General features: G+C 53.7%; 22 protein-coding genes. 7 read left to right on the forward strand and 15 right to left on the reverse strand.

Going from position 1 to position 19,741, the window contains the following annotated elements:
• The first annotated feature begins 14 nt into the window (after positions 1-14).
• The gene (locus NSS88_RS01450) at positions 15-485 is read left to right on the forward strand and encodes a PCYCGC motif-containing (lipo)protein (RefSeq protein ID WP_375153654.1); all 471 of its coding nucleotides are present in this window, start codon (positions 15-17) and stop codon (positions 483-485) included.
• 171 nt (positions 486-656) lie between these two features.
• On the opposite strand, the gene NSS88_RS01455 is transcribed toward NSS88_RS01450, so the two are convergent.
• From NSS88_RS01455 to NSS88_RS01475, 5 genes are all read right to left on the reverse strand, one after another.
• Positions 657-1,385, reverse strand: coding sequence for a 3'-5' exonuclease (locus NSS88_RS01455; protein WP_033016587.1), 729 nt, complete (start codon positions 1,383-1,385; stop codon positions 657-659).
• Positions 1,378-2,430 carry a DUF294 nucleotidyltransferase-like domain-containing protein gene (locus NSS88_RS01460; protein WP_033016586.1) on the reverse strand — a complete coding sequence of 351 codons (1,053 nt, stop codon included), beginning with the start codon at positions 2,428-2,430 and terminating at the stop codon, positions 1,378-1,380. Before NSS88_RS01460 ends, NSS88_RS01455 begins: the two co-directional genes overlap by 8 nt.
• Before the next feature lie 17 nt (positions 2,431-2,447).
• Complete coding sequence (locus NSS88_RS01465; RefSeq protein ID WP_049625274.1) at positions 2,448-3,749, reverse strand: ammonium transporter; 1,302 nt, start codon at positions 3,747-3,749, stop codon at positions 2,448-2,450.
• A 174-nt stretch (positions 3,750-3,923) separates the two neighbouring features.
• Complete coding sequence (locus NSS88_RS01470) at positions 3,924-4,331, reverse strand: VWA-like domain-containing protein (protein ID WP_014195627.1); 408 nt, start codon at positions 4,329-4,331, stop codon at positions 3,924-3,926.
• Positions 4,332-4,501: 170 nt separating this feature from the next.
• Positions 4,502-4,696 carry a YozQ family protein gene (locus NSS88_RS01475; RefSeq protein WP_049625273.1) on the reverse strand — a complete coding sequence of 65 codons (195 nt, stop codon included), beginning with the start codon at positions 4,694-4,696 and terminating at the stop codon, positions 4,502-4,504.
• Between the two features lie 293 nt (positions 4,697-4,989).
• Between NSS88_RS01475 and NSS88_RS01480 the strand changes: the two genes are divergently transcribed.
• The gene (locus tag NSS88_RS01480) at positions 4,990-5,499 is read left to right on the forward strand and encodes a YndM family protein (RefSeq protein WP_033016582.1); all 510 of its coding nucleotides are present in this window, start codon (positions 4,990-4,992) and stop codon (positions 5,497-5,499) included.
• A gap of 157 nt (positions 5,500-5,656) precedes the next feature.
• Here the strand turns inward: NSS88_RS01480 and NSS88_RS01485 are convergent, their stop codons facing one another.
• Positions 5,657-6,853 (reverse strand): toxic anion resistance protein, encoded by a 1,197-nt coding sequence (locus NSS88_RS01485; RefSeq protein ID WP_033016581.1) that lies wholly within the window; start codon positions 6,851-6,853, stop codon positions 5,657-5,659.
• Positions 6,850-7,497 carry a 5-bromo-4-chloroindolyl phosphate hydrolysis family protein gene (locus NSS88_RS01490; protein ID WP_049625272.1) on the reverse strand — a complete coding sequence of 216 codons (648 nt, stop codon included), beginning with the start codon at positions 7,495-7,497 and terminating at the stop codon, positions 6,850-6,852. The genes NSS88_RS01485 and NSS88_RS01490 overlap by 4 nt, the downstream gene beginning before the upstream one ends.
• 157 nt (positions 7,498-7,654) lie before the next feature.
• On the opposite strand from NSS88_RS01490, the gene NSS88_RS01495 reads away from it, so the two are divergent.
• Both NSS88_RS01495 and NSS88_RS01500 read left to right on the forward strand, forming a co-directional pair.
• The gene (locus NSS88_RS01495; RefSeq protein WP_255350121.1) at positions 7,655-7,783 is read left to right on the forward strand and encodes a hypothetical protein; all 129 of its coding nucleotides are present in this window, start codon (positions 7,655-7,657) and stop codon (positions 7,781-7,783) included.
• Positions 7,784-7,803: 20 nt separating this feature from the next.
• The gene (locus NSS88_RS01500) at positions 7,804-8,466 is read left to right on the forward strand and encodes an SIMPL domain-containing protein (RefSeq protein WP_049625271.1); all 663 of its coding nucleotides are present in this window, start codon (positions 7,804-7,806) and stop codon (positions 8,464-8,466) included.
• Here the strand turns inward: NSS88_RS01500 and NSS88_RS01505 are convergent.
• The 6 genes from NSS88_RS01505 to NSS88_RS01530 all read right to left on the reverse strand — a co-directional run bounded on the left by NSS88_RS01505 (position 8,456) and on the right by NSS88_RS01530 (position 14,944).
• Positions 8,456-9,202, reverse strand: coding sequence for a TcaA second domain-containing protein (locus NSS88_RS01505; protein WP_049625987.1), 747 nt, complete (start codon positions 9,200-9,202; stop codon positions 8,456-8,458). The two genes, NSS88_RS01500 and NSS88_RS01505, sit on opposite strands and share 11 nt — an antisense overlap.
• 137 nt (positions 9,203-9,339) lie before the next feature.
• On the reverse strand, positions 9,340-10,605 hold the full coding sequence (locus NSS88_RS01510) for an MDR family MFS transporter (protein WP_049625269.1): 1,266 nt from the start codon (positions 10,603-10,605) through the stop codon (positions 9,340-9,342).
• Between the two features lie 142 nt (positions 10,606-10,747).
• Complete coding sequence (locus NSS88_RS01515) at positions 10,748-11,491, reverse strand: CAP domain-containing protein (RefSeq protein WP_049625268.1); 744 nt, start codon at positions 11,489-11,491, stop codon at positions 10,748-10,750.
• Positions 11,492-11,954: 463 nt separating this feature from the next.
• Positions 11,955-12,146, reverse strand: coding sequence for a hypothetical protein (locus NSS88_RS01520; protein ID WP_049625267.1), 192 nt, complete (start codon positions 12,144-12,146; stop codon positions 11,955-11,957).
• Positions 12,147-12,290: 144 nt separating this feature from the next.
• Complete coding sequence (locus NSS88_RS01525; protein ID WP_061580645.1) at positions 12,291-13,346, reverse strand: RNA-guided endonuclease TnpB family protein; 1,056 nt, start codon at positions 13,344-13,346, stop codon at positions 12,291-12,293.
• Positions 13,347-13,501: 155 nt separating this feature from the next.
• On the reverse strand, positions 13,502-14,944 hold the full coding sequence (locus NSS88_RS01530; RefSeq protein WP_055357779.1) for an NAD-dependent malic enzyme: 1,443 nt from the start codon (positions 14,942-14,944) through the stop codon (positions 13,502-13,504).
• A 314-nt stretch (positions 14,945-15,258) separates the two neighbouring features.
• Between NSS88_RS01530 and NSS88_RS01535 the strand changes: the two genes are divergently transcribed.
• On the forward strand, positions 15,259-16,152 hold the full coding sequence (locus NSS88_RS01535) for a DMT family transporter (RefSeq protein WP_023634139.1): 894 nt from the start codon (positions 15,259-15,261) through the stop codon (positions 16,150-16,152).
• A gap of 155 nt (positions 16,153-16,307) precedes the next feature.
• Here NSS88_RS01535 and NSS88_RS01540 read toward each other — a convergent pair whose 3' ends face one another.
• Positions 16,308-16,859: a DJ-1/PfpI family protein gene (locus NSS88_RS01540; RefSeq protein ID WP_033025223.1), complete on the reverse strand. Its 552-nt coding sequence runs from the start codon at positions 16,857-16,859 to the stop codon at positions 16,308-16,310.
• A gap of 144 nt (positions 16,860-17,003) precedes the next feature.
• Between NSS88_RS01540 and NSS88_RS01545 the strand changes: the two genes are divergently transcribed.
• Both NSS88_RS01545 and NSS88_RS01550 read left to right on the forward strand, forming a co-directional pair.
• The gene (locus tag NSS88_RS01545) at positions 17,004-17,732 is read left to right on the forward strand and encodes an NAD-dependent deacylase (protein ID WP_055357780.1); all 729 of its coding nucleotides are present in this window, start codon (positions 17,004-17,006) and stop codon (positions 17,730-17,732) included.
• The gene (locus tag NSS88_RS01550; RefSeq protein ID WP_341082670.1) at positions 17,729-18,217 is read left to right on the forward strand and encodes a fructosamine kinase family protein; all 489 of its coding nucleotides are present in this window, start codon (positions 17,729-17,731) and stop codon (positions 18,215-18,217) included. Before NSS88_RS01545 ends, NSS88_RS01550 begins: the two co-directional genes overlap by 4 nt.
• Positions 18,218-18,304: 87 nt before the next feature.
• On the opposite strand, the gene NSS88_RS01555 is transcribed toward NSS88_RS01550, so the two are convergent.
• Positions 18,305-19,672 (reverse strand): ISLre2-like element ISGsp3 family transposase, encoded by a 1,368-nt coding sequence (locus tag NSS88_RS01555; RefSeq protein WP_341082672.1) that lies wholly within the window; start codon positions 19,670-19,672, stop codon positions 18,305-18,307.
• Positions 19,673-19,741: the final 69 nt, after the last annotated feature.

A 19,741-nucleotide genomic window follows, 5' to 3' on the forward strand; every position in this document is an offset into this window, starting at 1 on the left:
GACGTCCAGTATGGATGGCGGCATGTATGTTGTCGTTTAGCGTTCTTCTGTCAGGCTGCGCAGATGGCAACAGCCAAGAACAAAGCCATTCGCATATAACGAAAACAGCTACTGGCGATATTCGCGAAACAACAAAATCGATCGAGCATTTGCCAAGCTTTTTGAGCGCGTTTGAAGAAGAGATGGCGGTCTTGTACCAGCAGGCGGCCGAACACCGCGAGCTGCTTGAGAATATCCCTTGCTATTGCGGCTGCGGGCAATCAGCTGGCCATAAGAACAGTTATGACTGCTTTGTCTATGAAACTAAAGAAGACGGCTCGGTCGTCTGGGATGATCATGCGACCAAATGCGGCGTCTGCTTGGAGATCGCCGCTGAATCGATCGCCGCTTACGATCAAGGGAAATCGATCAAAGACATTCGGCATATGATCGATGAAAAATATAAAGAAGGCTACGCCGAACCGACGCCGACCAAACCGCTCTAATACCAGCAAAAAAAGCGCCAAACTTAGCGCTTTTTTTCGTTCAGCCGATGCCCTAGGCCAAAACGACATTGATCCTGTAAAATCAACTCTTTGTTCACGGCGAACTCGATCGCTTGGCGAACAATGACCATTCTCCACCAACCTTCCAGTCCTCTGCCCTGCCTAGGAGCGTCAGTGGCGGCTGAGCGCGGCGTACAGATCATGCAGCGTGTCGATGCCGCGCTGGCGGAATTCATCGAGCAAAATCGCCCATAGCTTTGCCATCGCTTCGACGTCGCCATCCGCCGTATGGCGGCGCGGGCAACAGATGCCGTAACAAGCTAACGCATCGTCAAACGTCGGGCACGAATGGCCGATCAGCGTCATCATCGGCTGCAAGTCAAGAAATCGTCCGCTCCATTTTTGCCGATAATGGCGCCAAAGGGCATGGCGCAAAAACGCCAAATCATGGCCGATATGATAGCCGACTAAAACGCCTGTGGCAATAAACGGCACAAACGTGCGCAGCGCCTCGGCAAGCGGCGGAGCGAACACCACATCCTTCGCCTCAATGCCGGTCAAGGCGGAGATGTGTTGCGGGATCGGCTTTTCCGGCTTGACGAGCGTCATGTACATATCGGTCACGGCTCCTCCGACCGTTTTCGCTGCCGCCATGGCCAAAATTTCATCGCCTTGCTCCGGGGAAAAGCCGGTCGTTTCCATATCGATGATGACAAACGGGATGTCAGTCAAACGGTCATGCCAATTGATGATGTGCTGTTTTTCCTTTTGCAGCGAGCGAAGCCATGTTTCCTGTTGCAGCGAATGGTCATGCCCAAATAAGGCGGATGATGCCTCGCGCGGAACGCCAAGCGACAACAAGCGGAGCGCCCGCTGCCAAAAACGGTGCCGCTCATGCATGAATGCGAGCCACCTGCCGGGCGACAAAGCGCTGCAACCGTTTTGCGGTGCGCATCGCTTGCTTCAGCTGCTTTTGCTCTGTCCGCTCAAGCGTCCGCCATAACACATATTCACGACCATCCCTCGCCTCGGTGCTGTACTTGAGACGAATCGAATAGTAAACAGACAGCGCCTCGCCAACGGCGGTGGAAAGCGGTGCCGTCAATACGCCCGCCGCCTCAAGCGCCCGCCGCCGCTCTGCCGTGTCCGCCGCTGGGACTTGAGCAAAACAGGCTAACCATTTTAAGGCGTTGGCGAGTTGCACGTAGCCGCTTTGTTTCATATGAACGGCCCCACTATGCGGCCCCCATCGCTCCGTTTGCACGTTACCCAGCCAACCGAGCGGAACCGGAGGGAATTGAACGTGCTCCCCCATGCGCGCCAACAGCGGCGGCCGTTTGGCCACCGCTGAAAACAACATCCTCCTGCCCTCCTCAGCCAATCTCAGCTCGCCATAAAGCGGACGCATATCCATCGCGATCAACAAAAAACGAATGTCGTTCGGCCACCCGCTTTCGAAATAGGAAGAAAGTTGTTGCTCCCAACCGCGGACCGACTGCGCCCACCGCTTGTTCGTCGCCATCACGTAACCGGAGCAGTACGGATACCCAGCCTCATGCAACATGTCCACCCCAATCGCCGCCATATGGCGGATGAATTCATAACAATCCGCCTCCACTTCCTCGGGACAGTCGAATAAAACGCCGTGATCCTGATCCGTCCAGATCGTCGGCTCACGCCGGCCGATGCTTCCCATCACATACCAGCACCACGCCGAGGGACGAATGCCGACCGACTGTTTCATCGTCTCCCGCTCCGCAAGGAAAAACGCGCGGCGAAGGATGGCTTCATGCACACAAACGATGTCGCTTGCAAGCTGCTCCATTTGTTCAAGCGTCAAACAGCGCCGCAGTTCACGCGCCAGTTCATCATGACAAAAACGAAGTTCGGCGGCCGACTCGGCTGCACTTAGCCGTTCGGCCACCTTTTCCGCCAACGATTCCACCTCCTTTTCCCCCTTGGCTATTGCTGGGCAGCTGTCTTCGGCTGATACACGGGATCGAGCTGTTCCGGATAGCCATAAGAGCCGTGCTCGCTAATATCAAGACCTGAAATTTCTTGTTCCGCCGTCACACGCAGTCCGATCGTTTTCTTCATGGCATATAAGATGATAAACGAAACGGCAGCGACATACACCGCAGCGCCGAGCACCCCGACCGTTTGCACAATCAGCTGATCAAATCCGCCGCCGTAAAACAGTCCGGCCTTCCCGATGCCCGTGATCTCGACTAAACGCGGCGAAGCGAAAAACCCAGTTGAAATCGTGCCGATAATGCCGGCAATGCCGTGGACGGAAAAGGCGTAAATTGGATCATCAATCCCTTTGCGTTCGAAGTAGATGGACGTCCAGAACGTGAACGATCCCGCCACTGCACCGATGATGACCGCCGCCCACGGTTCAACGAACGCGCACGCCGCTGTAATGGCAACCAATGCCGCCAACACACCGTTGACCATCGCCGGAATGTCCGCTTTGCCGACCAAAATTTTCGCCGTCAAGATCGCAGCAACCGCCCCCGCCGCAGCAGCCAAGTTCGTCGTCAAGGCCACATAGCCGAAAAATCCGTCGCCAACCGCCATCGTGCTGCCCGCGTTAAAGCCGAACCAGCCGATCCATAAAATCAATCCGCCAATGACTGTATACACTTGGTTATGCCCCGGAATGACGTTTGGCGTCTTGTCTTTATTGAACTTGCCGATGCGCGGGCCAAGCAAGACCGTGGCGATGAGCGCCGCAATCGCGCCTTGCAAGTGGACAACGGTTGAACCAGCGAAATCTTGCATCCCGAGTTGCCCGAGCCAGCCGCCGCCCCACACCCAATGGCCGATCACCGGGTAAATGGCGATCGTAAAAATCGTGCCAAAAAGAAAATAAACAGACAGCTTCGCCCGCTCAGCGAAGCCGCCCCAAGCGATGGCCAGCGACACGCCGGCAAAGCCGAGCTGGAATAAAAATTTGAGCTCGAGCGGCACATTCGCCCACGACAACGAGTCAAACGTTCCTTTTCCTTCTTTTAAAAACCATCCTTCCGTCCCGATGAAGCTATTCCCAGCCCCAAACGCAATCGCAAAGCCGAACGCCCAAAACGCCAATGAGGCGATAGCAAAGCTTAAAATTTGTTTGCCAGCCACATGCCCGGAGTTTTTCATGCGCGTTGATCCGGCCTCAAGCAAAGCAAACCCTGCCTGCATGCCGATGACGAGCACCGCCGAAAGCATGACCCAGAGGGCATCCAGCCCAAGCGTCAACGTTTTTTCATCCATTTTACGCATCCCCCTTTTGTCATTTATCATCCCTTTTATATGTAATAATATATAACACAAACCAACCAAAAGCAACGTGTGTTTTTGGTTGCAATCGGTTTCGAACACAAAAAGTTTGTTAAATTTCTTAACAAAAAAGAATGCCTCTCATCACGAGGGGCATCCCTCACAGTGTTACGCCACACGAATGGGCTTGCCAAACGGCACGCGCGGCATATAATCGTCCGGCACAAGCCAAAACACTTCATAGTCGACTTCGAGTTCTTCATAAAAATAGCCGGTTACATCGGTGATGTAAAACAACGTATCGATTTTTTGCGCAGCGGCCCATTCCAGCACTTCGGTGTACGACGATTTCCCGTGCTTGAAATATTTAATCGTCGCCACGCCAACCGGAGAGACATCGCGAATTTTAAAATCCGCTTGGACGAGCAGCGTGTCCGGGCGCAGCTTTTCAAACAGCTTCACAATGTTTTGAATGAGCATTGGCCGCTCCGGACGGTTTGATGTGTCGATCGCCAACGCGATGGAATGGTCTTTCCGCTCTTTGAGCAACGCCAATAAAGCCCGCTGCCATCTCACGATGATCATCCCCCTTATATCGGTGAATCGCCGTGCGCACTACTAGTATAGACGACGATGGGGGAAAGTACGAACTGTTTTTCTTTCCTTTTGCCCTTTCATTTCTCACCGATGGACAGCCTTAGCCATCAGCGGAAACGCCAAGGAGCGAATCCTTGGCGTTTCGGCTTTTACTCCGGCGTGGACAGGGGAATGTCTGGCGCGTTTTCTTGCTCGGCCGCCGCCTCGATCGTCCCTTCCGCGTAGACGTCGCTTACTTGTTCATGCGTCTCGGCCAACCCGGCGCCGAGAGCCGCGGCTGACTTGTAATCAGACGGATCATACTGGCGCCCGGCCACCTCAAGCGATTGTTTGTTCTCTTCCATTCGCTTTCCTCCCTGTTTACATCGTTCATTATATTAATGTGAAACAGGGATGAAAAATAAAAAGAGGGAGTTTATGGATAATACATGTATACATCAAGACAAATGCGGCAAACTAACGGTAAACAACCAAAAGAGAGGATGATGATCAATGAGACAGCCACAACAAAACGACAGCTTGGAGCAGCAACGAAAAAAACAACAGCCGGCAAAAAATATGGAAAAGCAACCGGGGTACGGAGATAAAAAATTAGAGGGTCCGAACTCCCCTGCAGAGTGAAGACGGCGGCGCAAAGATGAGACATTTGCTCGCATTGGCGCTGAAGTATTTGCTGACGGCTACCGTGATGTTCGCCATTTTGCCGTTGTTTTTGCGCATATCGTCCGCGGAACTATTATGGTTCAGCCTTTGGCTGACGCTAGTCGCCTACGCGCTCGGCGATTTGTATGTCTTGCCGCGCCTCGGCAACGTCTCGGCGACGATCGCCGATTTCGGCCTAGTGTTTGTCGCTACTTGGATCGGCGTTGGCGCGTTTTATGACGGTGCAGGGGGCGCTATGATCAATGCAGCCTTTTTCTCGGCCTTGCTTGCCGCATTAGGGGAGCTGTTGTTCCATGGCTATGTGTTGCGTTTTGTCATCGGCCAACATGGCGAGGAAGGGGTGCCGCTGATCGGCCGCCAGTGGCAGACGGAAGCGGCGGAAGAGTTTGACATCCGCACCGCCCGCCCCGATGGCCGCGAAGACGAACGGGTGGACGACGAAGACCGGCCGAAGCAAGAACCGCCCAACCCCCCGATTTTGTAGGCGAGGAGGCCGCCTAGCGCAAAACGCCATCGAACGGCGGCTCTTGGCTGCACAACCGCCTGCGGCCGAAACAAGCGGCCGCGCAAAACGACGAAAAGGGTGCCCATTTCGTGGCAGGCACCCTTTTCTATGCGCCGAGCCGCGGGCAAGCGATCCCCTAACGCTCCGGCCGCTTCAAAGACAGAAGCGTCTGTTTCAGTTCCGCTTCCATGGCCGCCAGTTCGCGTTCGGCCTGCTGCCGTTTCAAACGGCCTTCCGCTTGAATTTTCAACGTCTCCTCAAGCGTGGCGATCAAGTTTTCTTGCGTCCGCTTCAGCGTTTCGATGTCGACCAAGCCGCGCTCATTTTCCTTGGCGATTGCGATGCTGTTCGTTTTTAACAGCTCGGAGTTGCGCAACAGCAGCTCATTCGTCGTTTCAGCAACTTGTTTTTGCGCCTCCGCCGCTTTTTGTTGTCGAAACAGCGTCAACGCGATGACGACTTGGTTTTTCCAAAGCGGAATCGCGTTTAAAATCGATGACTGGATGCGCTCGACGAGCGTCTCGTTCATATGCTGAATCATGCGGATTTGCGGCGCGGTCTGGATCGTCACTTGCCGGCTGAGCTTTAAGTCGTGCACCCGCTTTTCCAGCCGGTCGGCAAACTGGCGCAAATCTTGCACCTCTTGCCAAGCCATTTGGTCGCCGGAGCGCTCGGCGGCCGCTTGCTTTTCCGGGATCGTTTTCGTCCGCAGCTCCTCCAGCTTGTATTCCGCGGCCGCAATATAAATATTGAGCGCCTCAAAATACTCTTTATTTTTCTCGTAAAGCGTCTCGAGCATCATGATGTCGCGAAACAACAAATGCCGGTGTTTTTCCAGCTGGTCGGCGATTTTGTCGATTTCAACGCCGATTTTTTGATATTTCGCCACCATCCCTTGCAGCGGCTTGGCCACTGTGCCAAACAAGCGGGACAAAAACCCTTTTTTCGCCGTCATTAAATCATCGGGATTGACTTCCTTAATTTTCGCCATCAGCTCGCTGATCACTTCACCGACCGGACCGGCGTCTTTCGTCTGCACATGATGCAAAATCGCATGGGAAAACTTGGACAGCTCAGCTTGCGCCGCCACCCCGTATTGCAAAATGGCCTGGTGGTTGGCCGGATCGATTTGTCGGGCCAGCGCCAATGCTTTTTCCCGATGCTCCGGTTTGAGCGCATCGAGTGCGTTAGCCGTCGTTTCCCCTTCTTCAAGCTGGGGGGCGGCCGGCGGGGAAAACGGCTGGGCCAGCAGATCGTCAAGTATGCTTGTCCGTTTCCGTTCATGAAGCTGTTCGAGTGACTCCATCTCATGATTCCGTTCGTCCACCGTCATTCTCCTTTCTTTGACAACGGCAAATGAAGCCGGGCCGATGATTGATGCAACGACTGCTCAAGCATTTTTGCTCCGGTGTGCAGCGACCAAACGTCGTTTGATAACACTTCGAGCAGCTGCCGCTCCGCCGCTTCGGTCAGCTCGCCAAGCAACCGCTCCGTTTGTTGCAGCGCCGCGGCCATTTCCGCATTTTGCACCGGCTGCTGCGACAAGTATACGTATTTTTCCACCATTTCCACCGCCGTCGGCCACTCATTTAAGAAAAACGGCTGGGCGAGGCGAAGCTGGTGCGGCTGCTGCTCGACCGCGCGAATGATCCGATCGACGATGGCACTCAATCGGGAAACGGTTTGCCACATCGCCACCGAACGAAGCCGATAGCGGGCCCGGCGCAGCCGCTTCCATAACGCGCGCGCCTCGCCAAGCTGGCTGCGAACGTATGCCTGCTCCTCGGTCGGTACGTCAGCTGCCAAACGGCGATGCCGCCTTTTCATCACAGCGGACACCCCCCACATCGCTCCCATTCCTGATAAAAGCGAGGCCAGGACGTGAAAATCGGCGGCAATAAATACCGTAACTGCAACGATGATCCCAATGTTCCATGAAACGAACCAACGCCATATCGTGCGAAGCAGTTGCTTCATTGTCCATCCCTTTCTTCATCTTTTCTTCCATTATAACATGTCCACGCCATGATACGTACAAGCGCCCAAAGAAGTTTCATCACCAACTAGACGGCGCGCATAGGACAATGGCCGCTTTGAATAAGCTATAGTGAAACCATCGAAAGGAGAAATGGGGATGAATTCGATCGACTGGCAATTTGCCTCCTTTGTCGTGATCTCGCTGTTGAAGGAATATTGGTGCTATGTCGGCCTGCCGCGCGTCTACTATTGGCAAGCGGCGGACGAGGATCAAAAAGCTGCCTAATGGTGGAAGGAGGGAATGAAATGCAGTCATGGCATCGTCCCGCTCCCCCTGTCGCTTCTCGCCCCACACTGACCATCACTGGCCAAGGAACCGTCATCGCCAAACCGGATACCGTCCTCATCGCAATCGGCGTTCATACAGAACATCACAACATCCAAGAAGCCCTGACTGACAATGCCAAACGCACCAATGCCGTCACCGAAGCATTAAAGGCGCTTGACATTCCAATAGAAGACATTGAAACGACATCGTTTTCCATCCGGCCAACATACGAACATCATAACGGAACAACCGCTTTATCTGGCTATGAAGTCGAACATTGGCTGGAAATCACCGTCCGCGATCCTAAAAAAGCCGGCGCCATTTACGAGGCGGCCGTTGCCCGTGGAGCAAACCTCGCCCGCGGCTTGGAATTCCGTCTAGCAAACGAACAAGCCTATTACCAGCAAGCGTTGGCATTGGCCGTGAAACACGCCAAAGAAAAAGCGCTGGCCATCGCCCGCGCTCTCAGCTTGCCTCTTTATGACACGCCGATTGAACTGAAAGAACAGTCATCGCCTCGGCCGGCGCCATACAATCCGGCTGTTCTCAGCATTTCCTCATCAGCGCCGCCTGTACAGACGCAAGATGTTGTCATTACCGCCGTCGTGGAAGCGGTATTTGCTTATTCGTTCATTTCGTGATATCGACCTCATGGACGCGGGCGCCGCCAAACAGCTCAACGCGGATGGTTTTCTTTTTCCCATTCGAATGGACAATGGTTACAGTGTACGCGCCCGGCAAATACGGGCCGATTTTTTTGACAAATGGGTCTTTCGTCGCCTCCTCTTCCGCTTTCACCCCATTGACGACAAGCGACGCCTCCGGATCATCGACGCGGACATGGAGAAAATAGAGGGCTGGCTCAAACACATACCGATCCTCAAACACATGAATCGTAAACACCGGCGGGCGGGACGTCAATCCTTTAATATACACGTGCCCCCCCTCACGCTGGCGGTCGAACTCCTGATCGAGCGCTTCGTACGCCTCAGAATGCTGTTCAAAATAGGCGAATAACGGCGTGAGCGTTTTCTCATTAATGGGCACCGTTTCATCGGTCGTTCTCAGCATCGTTTGCAAGGCAGCCGCATCGCGGTCTTCGATCGCTTCTTTCAACCGCGTGATGGCCAACTCTCGGCTCGCTGCCGTCTTTAATGTTCCGTACCCGCTCCAAACGAGCGTGCCCGCCCCCCATGCGACAGCGACCGCCAAAAGAAGCCAGCCGATGAAACGGTATTGTTTTTTTCTCTTTTCTCGGGACAATAGGCGCTTTTGATGCCGTTTCTCATAACGCGCTAACGCCGCCGCGCCGTCTTGTCCGCCGCGGTTGTCCGCTTCCCCCCCGTTTATGTTCGTTTCCCACCGTTGCAGTTTCATGATGGCTTCCCCTCTCCTTCTCTCTGTCTAGTTCCACTTTATGTCAGAGACAGGGAATATATGTTACACGAACAACGACACGCTTTTTATTATACCGGGGAACACAAAAAAACGGGTAGCCATTTGCATAGCCCCCGTCATTGGGAAAGGGAAATGTCCGGCCGCTCTGTTTGCTGCCTGGCCTGGTGAAACATCCATGCATAGAGCGCCGCGCTGGCGAGCGCCAGCATTCCAAGGCCAACAAACGTCCATGTATAGCCGACCCACGTCGCGGCTGCAAGCGACATCGGCGCCACCATCCGCCCGATCGTAAAGCGGAGGCTAGCGGCGGCAAAATATTGGCCGCGCATGTCTTCAGGTGCCAGCCTGGATACAAATGACTGCTGCAGACCGGCCGTCATCAGCTCGGCCAAGGTGAACAGCACCATGACCGCCGCAAATCCGAAAAACGACGATGTTTGGCTAAACAGCCACATTGTGATGCCATATAAAACAGCCGAGCCGATAAACGCCCACCGCTCCGAAAAACGCGCCATCTGCCGCGTCATCATGACCGTGCACAGCGCCACAAGCAGCCCGTTTTCCGCAATAAGCAGGCCAAAAGCATTGGCGCCGTCCACCGTCCAGCCAGCCCATAACGTTTCTTTATGAAGCGTCTCTTTCATATAGACCGGAAGCAACAAATCAAGCTGCATAAACGTCTGTGCGACAAGCACCCCGGCTATAATAAACAAGAAAAAGGTGCGGTCGCGGACAATGACGGCATACTGTCCTATTTGTTCCCGCCAAAACCGCAGCCACGGCACGGTTCGCCGCCCTCCCGCCGAATGCGGGGCTGTTTCGCGCAGCCGTCTGGCCAACACAGCCGCCATCGTTAAACAGGAGCACGCCGCCAAAAGCAGCAGCCAAAACAGGTGATCAGCATAAAACAGCCCGCCGACCGTCGGGCCAATCACGACCGAAATATTCACCGACGTATAAAACACCGCGAACACGTAGCTCCGGTCTTTTTCTGGCACGATGTCAGCAACCATCGCCTGGCTCGCCGGCCAATAAAAGGCGACGCAAATGCCGGCAAACGTAAAACAAAGAAAACCGACAAGTGGCGACGACCACCATGGGGAACTGGCCAAGGCAAAGACGAAAAACGCCGCCCCCTGCCCGTAAGCGGATAACACCATCATTCGCTTGCGCCCGAACACATCGGCGCAATAGCCACCCATCAAATTGGCGACCACGGAAAACAATTGCGACACAATCAATAACATACTGGCTGTTTCTTTGCCAAACGAGTCTGCAAAATAGATGGCCATAAACGGAAAAAACATCCAAAAAGTCGTATTCATCAGCGCCTCGCCATACAGGCGGGCTTTTAAGTTGTGATCCCAATCGCGTATTCGCATTGGTGTCTCCCCCGCGATCTTCTCATTTTTTACAGCCTGTTGACCATTATAGCATAGTTTCCCAAGTTGTTAGCGAAATATTTTTGTACAAAAAAACCCTGCCCATCTGCATGATGGGCAGGATCACCGTCAACCATCCGCCTTACTTGCGGATAAATTGTTGCGTCCAAATATAGCCGTTTTCTTCAAAACCAACGCCGATATGCGTAAAGTTTTTGTTCAAAATGTTCGCCCGGTGGCCTTCACTGTTCATCCACGCATTGACGACTTCTTGCGGGGTGCGTTGGCCTTTGGCGATGTTTTCCCCGGCGGCTGTGTACGAAATGCCGAATTTTTTCATCATCTCAAACGGGGAGCCGTACGTCGGGCTGTTGTGCGAGAAGTAGTTGTGGACCGCCATATCGCGCGATTTTTCGCGGGCGACTTTGCTGAGAGCTAAGTCGACTTGAAGCGGCGGCAAACCGTATTTTGCCCGTTCTTTGTTCGTCAGTTCTACGACTTGTTGCTCATAAGCGTTCAAGCCGGTTGTTTTTTGTGTCGTTGTTGTTGGCGCTGTTGCCGGTTTTTTCGCTGGCGCTTGCGTATTGGCTGCCGGTTTTGCAGCCGCCGGCTGTTTGACCGCTGCCGGAGCTTGCGGTTTCGCTGCGGCCGGCTGTTTCACTGCCGGTTGCTGCACGGCCGGTTTCGCCGGTTGGAACGACACAAACGGGAAGTATTGTTTCAACCATTTCTCGAAATCTTGAATGTTAGTGCTTGTATATTTTACTTGATACACGTTCGCTGTCGGACACGTCACCCCTGCCGCTTCCGTTTTCGTCGTTGCCGCAAACGAAGCGCCGACAAGTGCGACCGAAGCGGCGATCGTGGCTAACATTTTTTTCTTCATCGGAATTCCTCCTTCTTAACGTTTCTATTTTCAAAGTTTCAAAGACTTTCTCTATTCATCGTCACGCCATCCACTTAAGTTCTGTTTAGGAACAGTTCCAGCTGTTCTCTTGCCTGCACCCCCATTATAACACGGGTTTTTTGTAATATTTTTGGTTTAAATTTGGGAAAAAGGACTGTTGGAAAAAATGAGCAAAAAACAGGCTTGTTTTCATTGCCAAATAAACGCCTAAGCCGCCGGCTGCAACGGCTGGCGATGTCATCCTTTCACACACTTCCATTCCTTTTTTTCTTCTATCAGCCGATCATTCTATATTTTTCTTGCAAAAAGGGAGTTGACAACCCCTCGAACACGCTGTTTCATTTAACAATTGTTACAGTATTGTTACAAAACAGACGGACAGCTTGTCCTATTGTTACAAACAGAAAAGCCGGGGCGGCAAGCCCCAGCTTTGATGACCATCTTATTGTTTATCAACGACAAGCACGGTTTGCACTTCATTCGGCTTCACCTCGACCGCAAACGTTCCGCATTCGTCCGCCACGAGCGAGTCAAGCAGCTCCTCATTGAGATTCGTGCGAAAGACGCCCAAGAGCGGCTTGTTCCATTGAAATACCGCCGTCGTCGCCTTTGGCGCCGGATTTTGACACTCCACACGGCTAAAGCCATGGGATTCTTGGGTCGTTGGCGTCCTCATCCATTTCTGGTTCGGACAACGCCCAAGTTCGGGGCTGTGTCATCAGCCCATCCCATCAGGTTAGCGTGTACCCCAATGGGCGGCGCACCTGTGACCAGTGCGCTAGGTGCTCAAACCCGAAATCGCTTTGGCGATGTTGATGGCACCATTCAAGTCAGCGTGGAGGGTGTATCCGCATTTTTGGCATCGGAAGCGGATGCCGTTTCGGTTCGCTTTCTCTCGATGACCACACTTGCACGTTTGGCTTGTATAGGTCGGATTCACCCACTCGACCCGAATGCCTGCCTTTTCGGCTTTATAGGCAATCATCGTTTGCAGTTGATGGAACGCCCACGAATGAAGATTTCGTCCTGCTTCTTTTGCCGAAGCGGCTCGTTTCCGAATCCCTGTCAACTCTTCCATCCGAATCACGCCAACACCGTTGGCGAGGGCAAAGTTGACGATTTGACGGCTGATTTTATGGTTCATATCTTTCATCCAACGAGATTCTTTATCACCGATTTTGCGAATCATATGGAGCTTTTTGGCTTTGCCCAACGTTCGCCGCAAAGCCGCGTATCGTCGGCGAATGAAAGCGCATTGGTTCCCTTTGAAAAACAACGATTTCGTTCCTACGCTGGCAACGGCGATATAGCGAAGCCCCAAGTCAACGCCCATCACCTTTGTTTCGTGCCGCGGCTCCACTTCAAAGGTGATGGCAATCGCCAAGTACCATTTCTTTCTCTTTTTGTAGAGCTTGGCTGCCCCTTGTTTGGCGGTTCCATCGAGCAGCCGATTCAGCCACGTTTCTTGATAGGAACGCACGACGACCGGCACGCCAATTCGTTTCTCCAGTGTGGGGAATGAAACCGTGTAGAACTCTCCTTTCTTTTCCACCTTTACGTTTTGGTTGTTAAAGCAACACCATAATGTTCGGAACTTCTTTGTTTTCTGGTTTTTCTTTTGAGACTTCACTTCCCGAATCGTCTGATTGACGACGGCGGAAGGAAACCGCTGCGACGAAAAGTCTTTAAAAATTTTGCTCGTCGCTTGATTCAGCTCGGGATGATTCAACAGCCAATTGGCAAACGCGGTATTCACTTCTGTCATCCGTTCATACATGTCTTGTTTGACTTTCGTTGGGGTGTGCAGCTCCAGCCTGAGTGTGATCGTGGGCATGGCTTCACCCCCTTTTCTTTTGAGATTCCACACCTAAAGAGAAACATGGTGGCTCGAAGCCATCCTCTTAAGGGATTGCCGAGCAACGTCGCCTTTCATCCTACAATTAAAACCGTGGGCCTTCAGACGGCTTTTTCTGTAATTACGCACTTATTCTATTTTTGCTCCCCTGTATATCCACCTAAAGGAATATGATCCTTCCGCGCCACCCCAGTGCGGTAAGCCGCTTCGACGACCGCTTGTCTGACGCGTTCGACGACTTTGCTGTTGAAGACGCTCGGGATGATGTATGTTTCGTTCAATTCATCCTCCGTCACGACAGAGGCAATCGCCTTCGCGGCAGCGAGCTTCATTTCCTCGTTAATTTCTCTCGCCCGGCAGTCGAGCGCCCCGCGGAAAATGCCCGGGAAGCAAAGGACGTTGTTGATTTGGTTCGGATAGTCGGAACGCCCGGTCGCCATGACGCGCACGTACGGTTCGGCCAGCTCCGGATCAATTTCCGGAATCGGGTTGGCCATCGCAAACACGATCGGATCGCGCGCCATTTTTTTCACATCTTCCACTTTTAAAATGCCGGGAGCTGAGACGCCAATAAACACATCTGCGCCGGCGATGACATCGGACAAGCTTCCTTTCAGATTATCCGGGTTCGTGAGTTGCGCATATTCTTGCCAATACGGATTTTCATACGTTTCATCGCGATGGATGGCGCCATGGCGGTCGACCCCGATAATGTTGCGCACGCCGGCCGCAAGCAAAATTTTCGTGCAGGCGATGCCAGCGGCGCCAATGCCGGTGAGAACCACTTTAATGTCCTCGAGCTTTTTGTCGACGATTTTCAGCGCGTTGAGCAGCCCGGCCAAGAGCACGACCGCCGTGCCGTGTTGGTCGTCATGGAACACCGGGATGTCAAGCTCTTCCTTCAACCGCTTTTCAATCTCAAAGCAGCGCGGAGCGGAAATGTCTTCGAGATTAATGCCGCCAAACGCCGGGGCAATCGCTTTCACAATTTGAATGATTTCTTCCGTGTCTTTCGTATCCAAACAAATCGGGAACGCGTCCACTCCGGCAAATTCCTTAAACAGCATCGCTTTCCCTTCCATGACCGGCATCGCCGCATACGGGCCGATGTCGCCAAGCCCGAGCACCGCCGTGCCATCCGAGACAACGGCGACCGTATTCCGTTTAATCGTCAGCGAATACGCCTTGCGCGGATCCTCAGCGATGGCCGTGCAGACGCGCGCCACGCCCGGCGTGTACACCCGCGACAAGTCGTCGCGCGTTTTCACTGGGATTTTTGAATTTGTTTCAATTTTCCCCCCGATGTGCATCAAAAACGTGCGGTCGGAAACGTTGATGATTTTGACGCCGCGAATTTTTTTCAGCGCCTCAATGATCAAATCGCACTGCTTCGTGTCGAGGGCGCTGACGGTGATGTCGCGCACCGTGTGAACTTTGCTTGATGAAATGACGTCAATTCCGACAATGTCCCCGCCCGTTTTGCCGATTGCGGCGGCGATATCGCTGAACGAGACGATATCTTTTTCGAACTGGAGACGAATCGTAATGTTCATCGCTGCCCCGCCTAGTAATGCCATAACAATCGTCCTTCCTTTTCTCCATTTTTGTTTAAATCAGTAAATCATTTTACGGTACAAATGTTATCCTATGAACCGGAAAAAGACAACCCTTATTGTACACCCCCTTTCGGCAAACGCATGCATCTTTCCGCCGAACGTGAAACAGCATGCGTCCTGAGCCAGCGCAGCCTTCTTCCCACCGTTCATGTTCCGCTGTTGGCAAAACAGCAACAGGGGTGGCTGACGGCAGAAAAACAACATGCAAGAAGGAAATCAGAGCAGCAATGAAGTAAACGTAAAAGAAAGGAAAAGCTAGACAGGAGCGAAAAAGAATGAGAGAAAAGCTGTTTCTCGTGCTGGCCAACTTGTTTTGGGCCGGCAATTACGTCATCGGGAAGTCCATCATTGCGGAAACGGGCCCATTTTGGCTGACGTTGATCCGTTGGTGCGCCGCTTTTATCGTGTTGGCGCCCGTATCGTACTGGCTTGAGCGGCCGCGCTACCAGGACATCATCAAACAATATTGGCTGCCGCTCGCTGCAGCCGGAATTCTTGGCGTCATCGGCTATAATTTGCTTTTATACGGCGCGCTCGCCTATACATCGCCGATGAACGCAGCGATTGTCAATTCGCTCAATCCGGCGATCATCGTCGTGTTGTCGTATGCGCTGCTGCGGGAGCGGCTGTCAAAAACCAATATTGCCGGCTTTTTGTTGTCGCTGGCCGGTGTATTGTTTATTTTAACGGATGGGCATATAGCACACGTCTTCCGAATGAACTACAACCGCGGCGATTTGATGATGCTCGCCGCCGGCGTCGTCTGGGCGCTTTATTCGATCATCGGCAAAAAACTACCCGTCCCGCCGATTACAGCGACAACGTGCTCCGTTTTTTTCAGCTTGCTGCTGCTGTGGCCGTTCGCATTCTTTTATCCGTTTCCAGCTGATCACATAAGTGCAGCTGGGCTCGCCGGATTGGTCTATATTTGCTTGTTTCCGTCCATTCTTTCCTTCTTATTTTGGAACATCTCAGTGCAAAAAGTCGGTCCGAGCCATGCCGGTGTATATTTAAACTTAATTGCCGTATTTACCGCTGTGATCACGTTTTTGCTTGGCGGTGCTCTATCCGTCCTGCAGCTGGCCGGCGGCGCAATCGTCTTGTTCGGCGTCTATTTGGCGACAAAAGCGCCGAAAGTGAAGACGGAACAAGTGGATATCGCAGGATGACGGCCGGACCGTTTGGCGGACAGCATCATCAAAAATAAAACCCGCCATCACAAGCGGGAACCTTTAGCCATGAAAAACAGCGCCGCCCGTCGCACCCAAAACCCTGTTGCATGCACAAGCGGTCTCCCCTCACCCAAAGGGAGACCGCTTTTTGGCTATTGGAGCAATCGAAGGAACTCACGCATAAACGCCGGCAAATCCGGCCACGCATGGGCGGAGACGAGGTTGCCGTCAACGTGGACTGTATGGTCAGACACATACGTCGCTCCTAGCGCCTCAACCCCCGGCTTGCAGGCAATATACGCTGTCAAACTCCGTCCTTTCAGCAAATCCGGCATCGTTTCAAAAATGAGCGAGGCGTGGCAAATGGCGGCAATCGGCTTATTCGCCTCAAAGAAATGACGGACGATGCGCTGCACGTTTTCATCAAGGCGAATGTATTCCGGCGCCCGCCCGCCTGGAATGACTAACGCATCGTATTGCGTCGGGTCGATCTCGGCGAACGATGCATGGGCGTCGATCAAATAGCCTTGTTTTTCCACATACGTATCCCAGTCGGCAAAATCATGGACAACGGTGTGCAGTTTCTTTTTCTTCGGCGCGGCAATCGTTACGTCATGCCCTTCCTCCAACAAACGATAATACGGATAATACACCTCCAGCGCCTCAACAGCGTCGCCGGTGATGATCAACACTTTTTTGCTCATGGATTCCCGCCTCCTTGTCCATTTTTTCTTTCATTTCTATCATACTGGAAACGAGTGAAAAGGAAAAGTAAAATGATTGGTGGAAAGAGATGAAGCATCAGAAATGAGAGTCGCTATGGTTGCGACAGTAAGGAGGGAAACAGAATGACCATCACCTCATGGCTGGCCGCCTCGCGCCACACCGTCGTGCTGACCGGCGCCGGCATGTCAACCGAAAGCGGGCTGCCCGATTTCCGTTCGCCGCGCACCGGGCTGTGGGCGCGTTTTAACCCGAGCGAACTCGCTACCATCGATGCGCTGTACCATCGCCGTGAATCGTTCGTCGAGTTTTACCAATATCGCATTCGCACCTTGCAACAATGCCAACCGCATGACGGACACCGCTTATTGGCCGATTGGGAGCGGCGCGGGATCGTGCAAACGATTGTGACGCAAAATGTCGATGGCTTTCACCAAGAAGCGGGAAGCCGACGCGTCATCGAACTTCATGGCTCGCTCCGCACCGTCCATTGTCAGCGGTGCGGGGAGTCAAAACCCAGCTTTGTCTATTTGCACGGTGTGTTGACGTGCGAATGCGGCGGAGTTTTGCGCCCGTCGGTCGTGCTGTTTGGCGAGCCGCTGCCGGAGAAAGCCATCGATCAAGCGTGGGAAGCGGCCCGCCAAGCGGACTTGTTCGTTGTGCTCGGCTCCTCTCTGCAGGTATCCCCAGCCAACCAGCTGCCGCTTGTTGCCAAGCGGAGTGGGGCTAAACTCGTGATCATCAATTGGGAGCCGACTGACTTGGACGATCTCGCCGACGCTGTCATTCACGGCCGGAAAATCGGCCAAGTGCTGACCGAGCTCAATGAGCAATTGGCGGAGGTGGATCCATGACCAAAGAAACGATGTTGCAAATGGCGCTCGAATCGATCGGCGATCACTCCCGCATCCGCCATTGGCGCCGCGTCTCAGGCGGCGACATCAATGACGCCTATCGCGTCCAAAGCGGCAAGCAAACGTACTTTATCAAAATGCAACGTTTCCCGCCGAGTGGATTTTTCGCTGCCGAACAGATGGGCCTCGAGCTGATCAGGCAAGCACGCGCCATCAACGTTCCGCATACCTTTGGCTTCGGGGAAGCGAACGGCTGGGGCTGGCTCGTCTTGGAATGGGTCGAAGGAACGGAAACGGCGCAGACGGCCGAACAGCTCGGCCGCGGCCTTGCCCGCCTCCATCAATGCCGCGGCCCGGCGTTTGGCCTTGACCGCGATACGTACATCGGGACGCTGCCGCAGCGCAACGGCTGGTACGGCCGCGAGTCAGTCAAGACTTTGTGGAGAACATTTTTTCGGTTCACTACGGGTGTTGCCAATCACTAGTTAGCGAACCATTTTCAGGAATTCATTCGTAAGCGCTTTCGGACTCTCATCCCTCATCTTGAGGCGATGATACGATATTCCATTTTTTTACATCCAACCACCATCCCGGAGCGCCGACAACGCTTGATGGATCGGCGTCCCGGATGACCGCTGCAGACACGGTAGATTCTGACGCACCACATCTGCCCACAACCGTCCTGCCTTCCGTTTGGCCTGTTCAACCCGCTTGGACTTCGTCGAGGCCGAGGCTGCCGTTCGGGTCTCTTCTTCCTCCACCAACTGCCCATTTCTCCGCCAAATCCCGTCGATTCGGGCTGCCATCGCCCTCAGAAACGCCCGAAGCCCTTGGTCTTTCCAGCTGCGGCGGGATTTCACCCGATGCGCAAACCGGCTCATCACGCTCTCGGCGTGGCCCATCGGACGCATGCCGGTCGTCTCCACCCCTTGCTCCGACAGCCACTCCCGATAGTCCCGGATGCATCCCGGCATCGACTCGATCCGGCGGATCATGGCAGCCATCTGCTTCTCTTTCGCTTCGTCCTCCAACGTGCCGACCGCGCTGTTCAGCTCCACGAGAAGCCCCTCTTCGTCTTGTTTCGCCAGCTTCTTCCGCACCTCCTGCCAACGCGGATGGCCGGACAGACACTGACGCAGCTCCCGCGCCACATGAAATCGATCCAGCTGAAAGCACGCCCGCTTCCCAAAATACTCCCGGCAGGCCGTGATCCACGACGCCGCGTCGCCGTTGATGATCAACAGGTCCCGGCACGGATCATAGGCATATTCGTTCATCAGCCACTCCTCAAACCGTTCCCACACGTCTCCCTCCCCTTCATGGAGGTAGTGGCGCCGGTTCACGAACTCGAGCTGCGAACCGTTTCGTTTCCATCCCTCGTGAACCGCCAGGATTTTCTCTTCTTTCGCCCGTTTCCCTTTCCCCTGGCGGGAAATAAACAGTCCATCCGCCTCCACAAACAGCACCCGGCCGTGCCGTTGGGAAACAGGGCGGTGCAGCGAGACAGGGGCCTCCAGCACCAGTTGGCGAATCGCCTCGTGGCTCATGACCGCATACCCCACGATCGACTCCAACGTACGGGCCGCTTTGCGGTAGGAAGAGCACTCTACGGCCAACTCGACCGCCGTTTCCTCGAGGCAAGGACTGATCGATCGGGCCCCATCAAAGCCTAATTCGGCATCCAGCAAGAAGGTATAGTTCCCCGTTTGCCGGTCATAGTAGTAGTTCCGTCGAAACGTCACTTCTCCAAACAGCGTTTGGATCGTAGTCGGCCGTTTGTCTTTCAGCTGATACCGGCGCTTGTCCCGCGCTTCCGCCAGTTGTTGATCAATCTCCTCCAAAAGGGCCGCCAACAAGACAGCGAACACCTTTTGAAGAGTTCTGACTAATTGTTCCTCCAGCTCTTTTAATAAAGGCCATTCTGTGGTAAGATGTTTCATGGACTCTTTCCCTCCTGTTTTCGGTTGATGTTGACAATCACCATCATAGCAGGGAGAGAGTCCTTTTTG

This window comes from Geobacillus sp. FSL W8-1251 (genome assembly GCF_038005945.1).
Classification (GTDB): domain Bacteria; phylum Bacillota; class Bacilli; order Bacillales; family Anoxybacillaceae; genus Geobacillus; species Geobacillus stearothermophilus.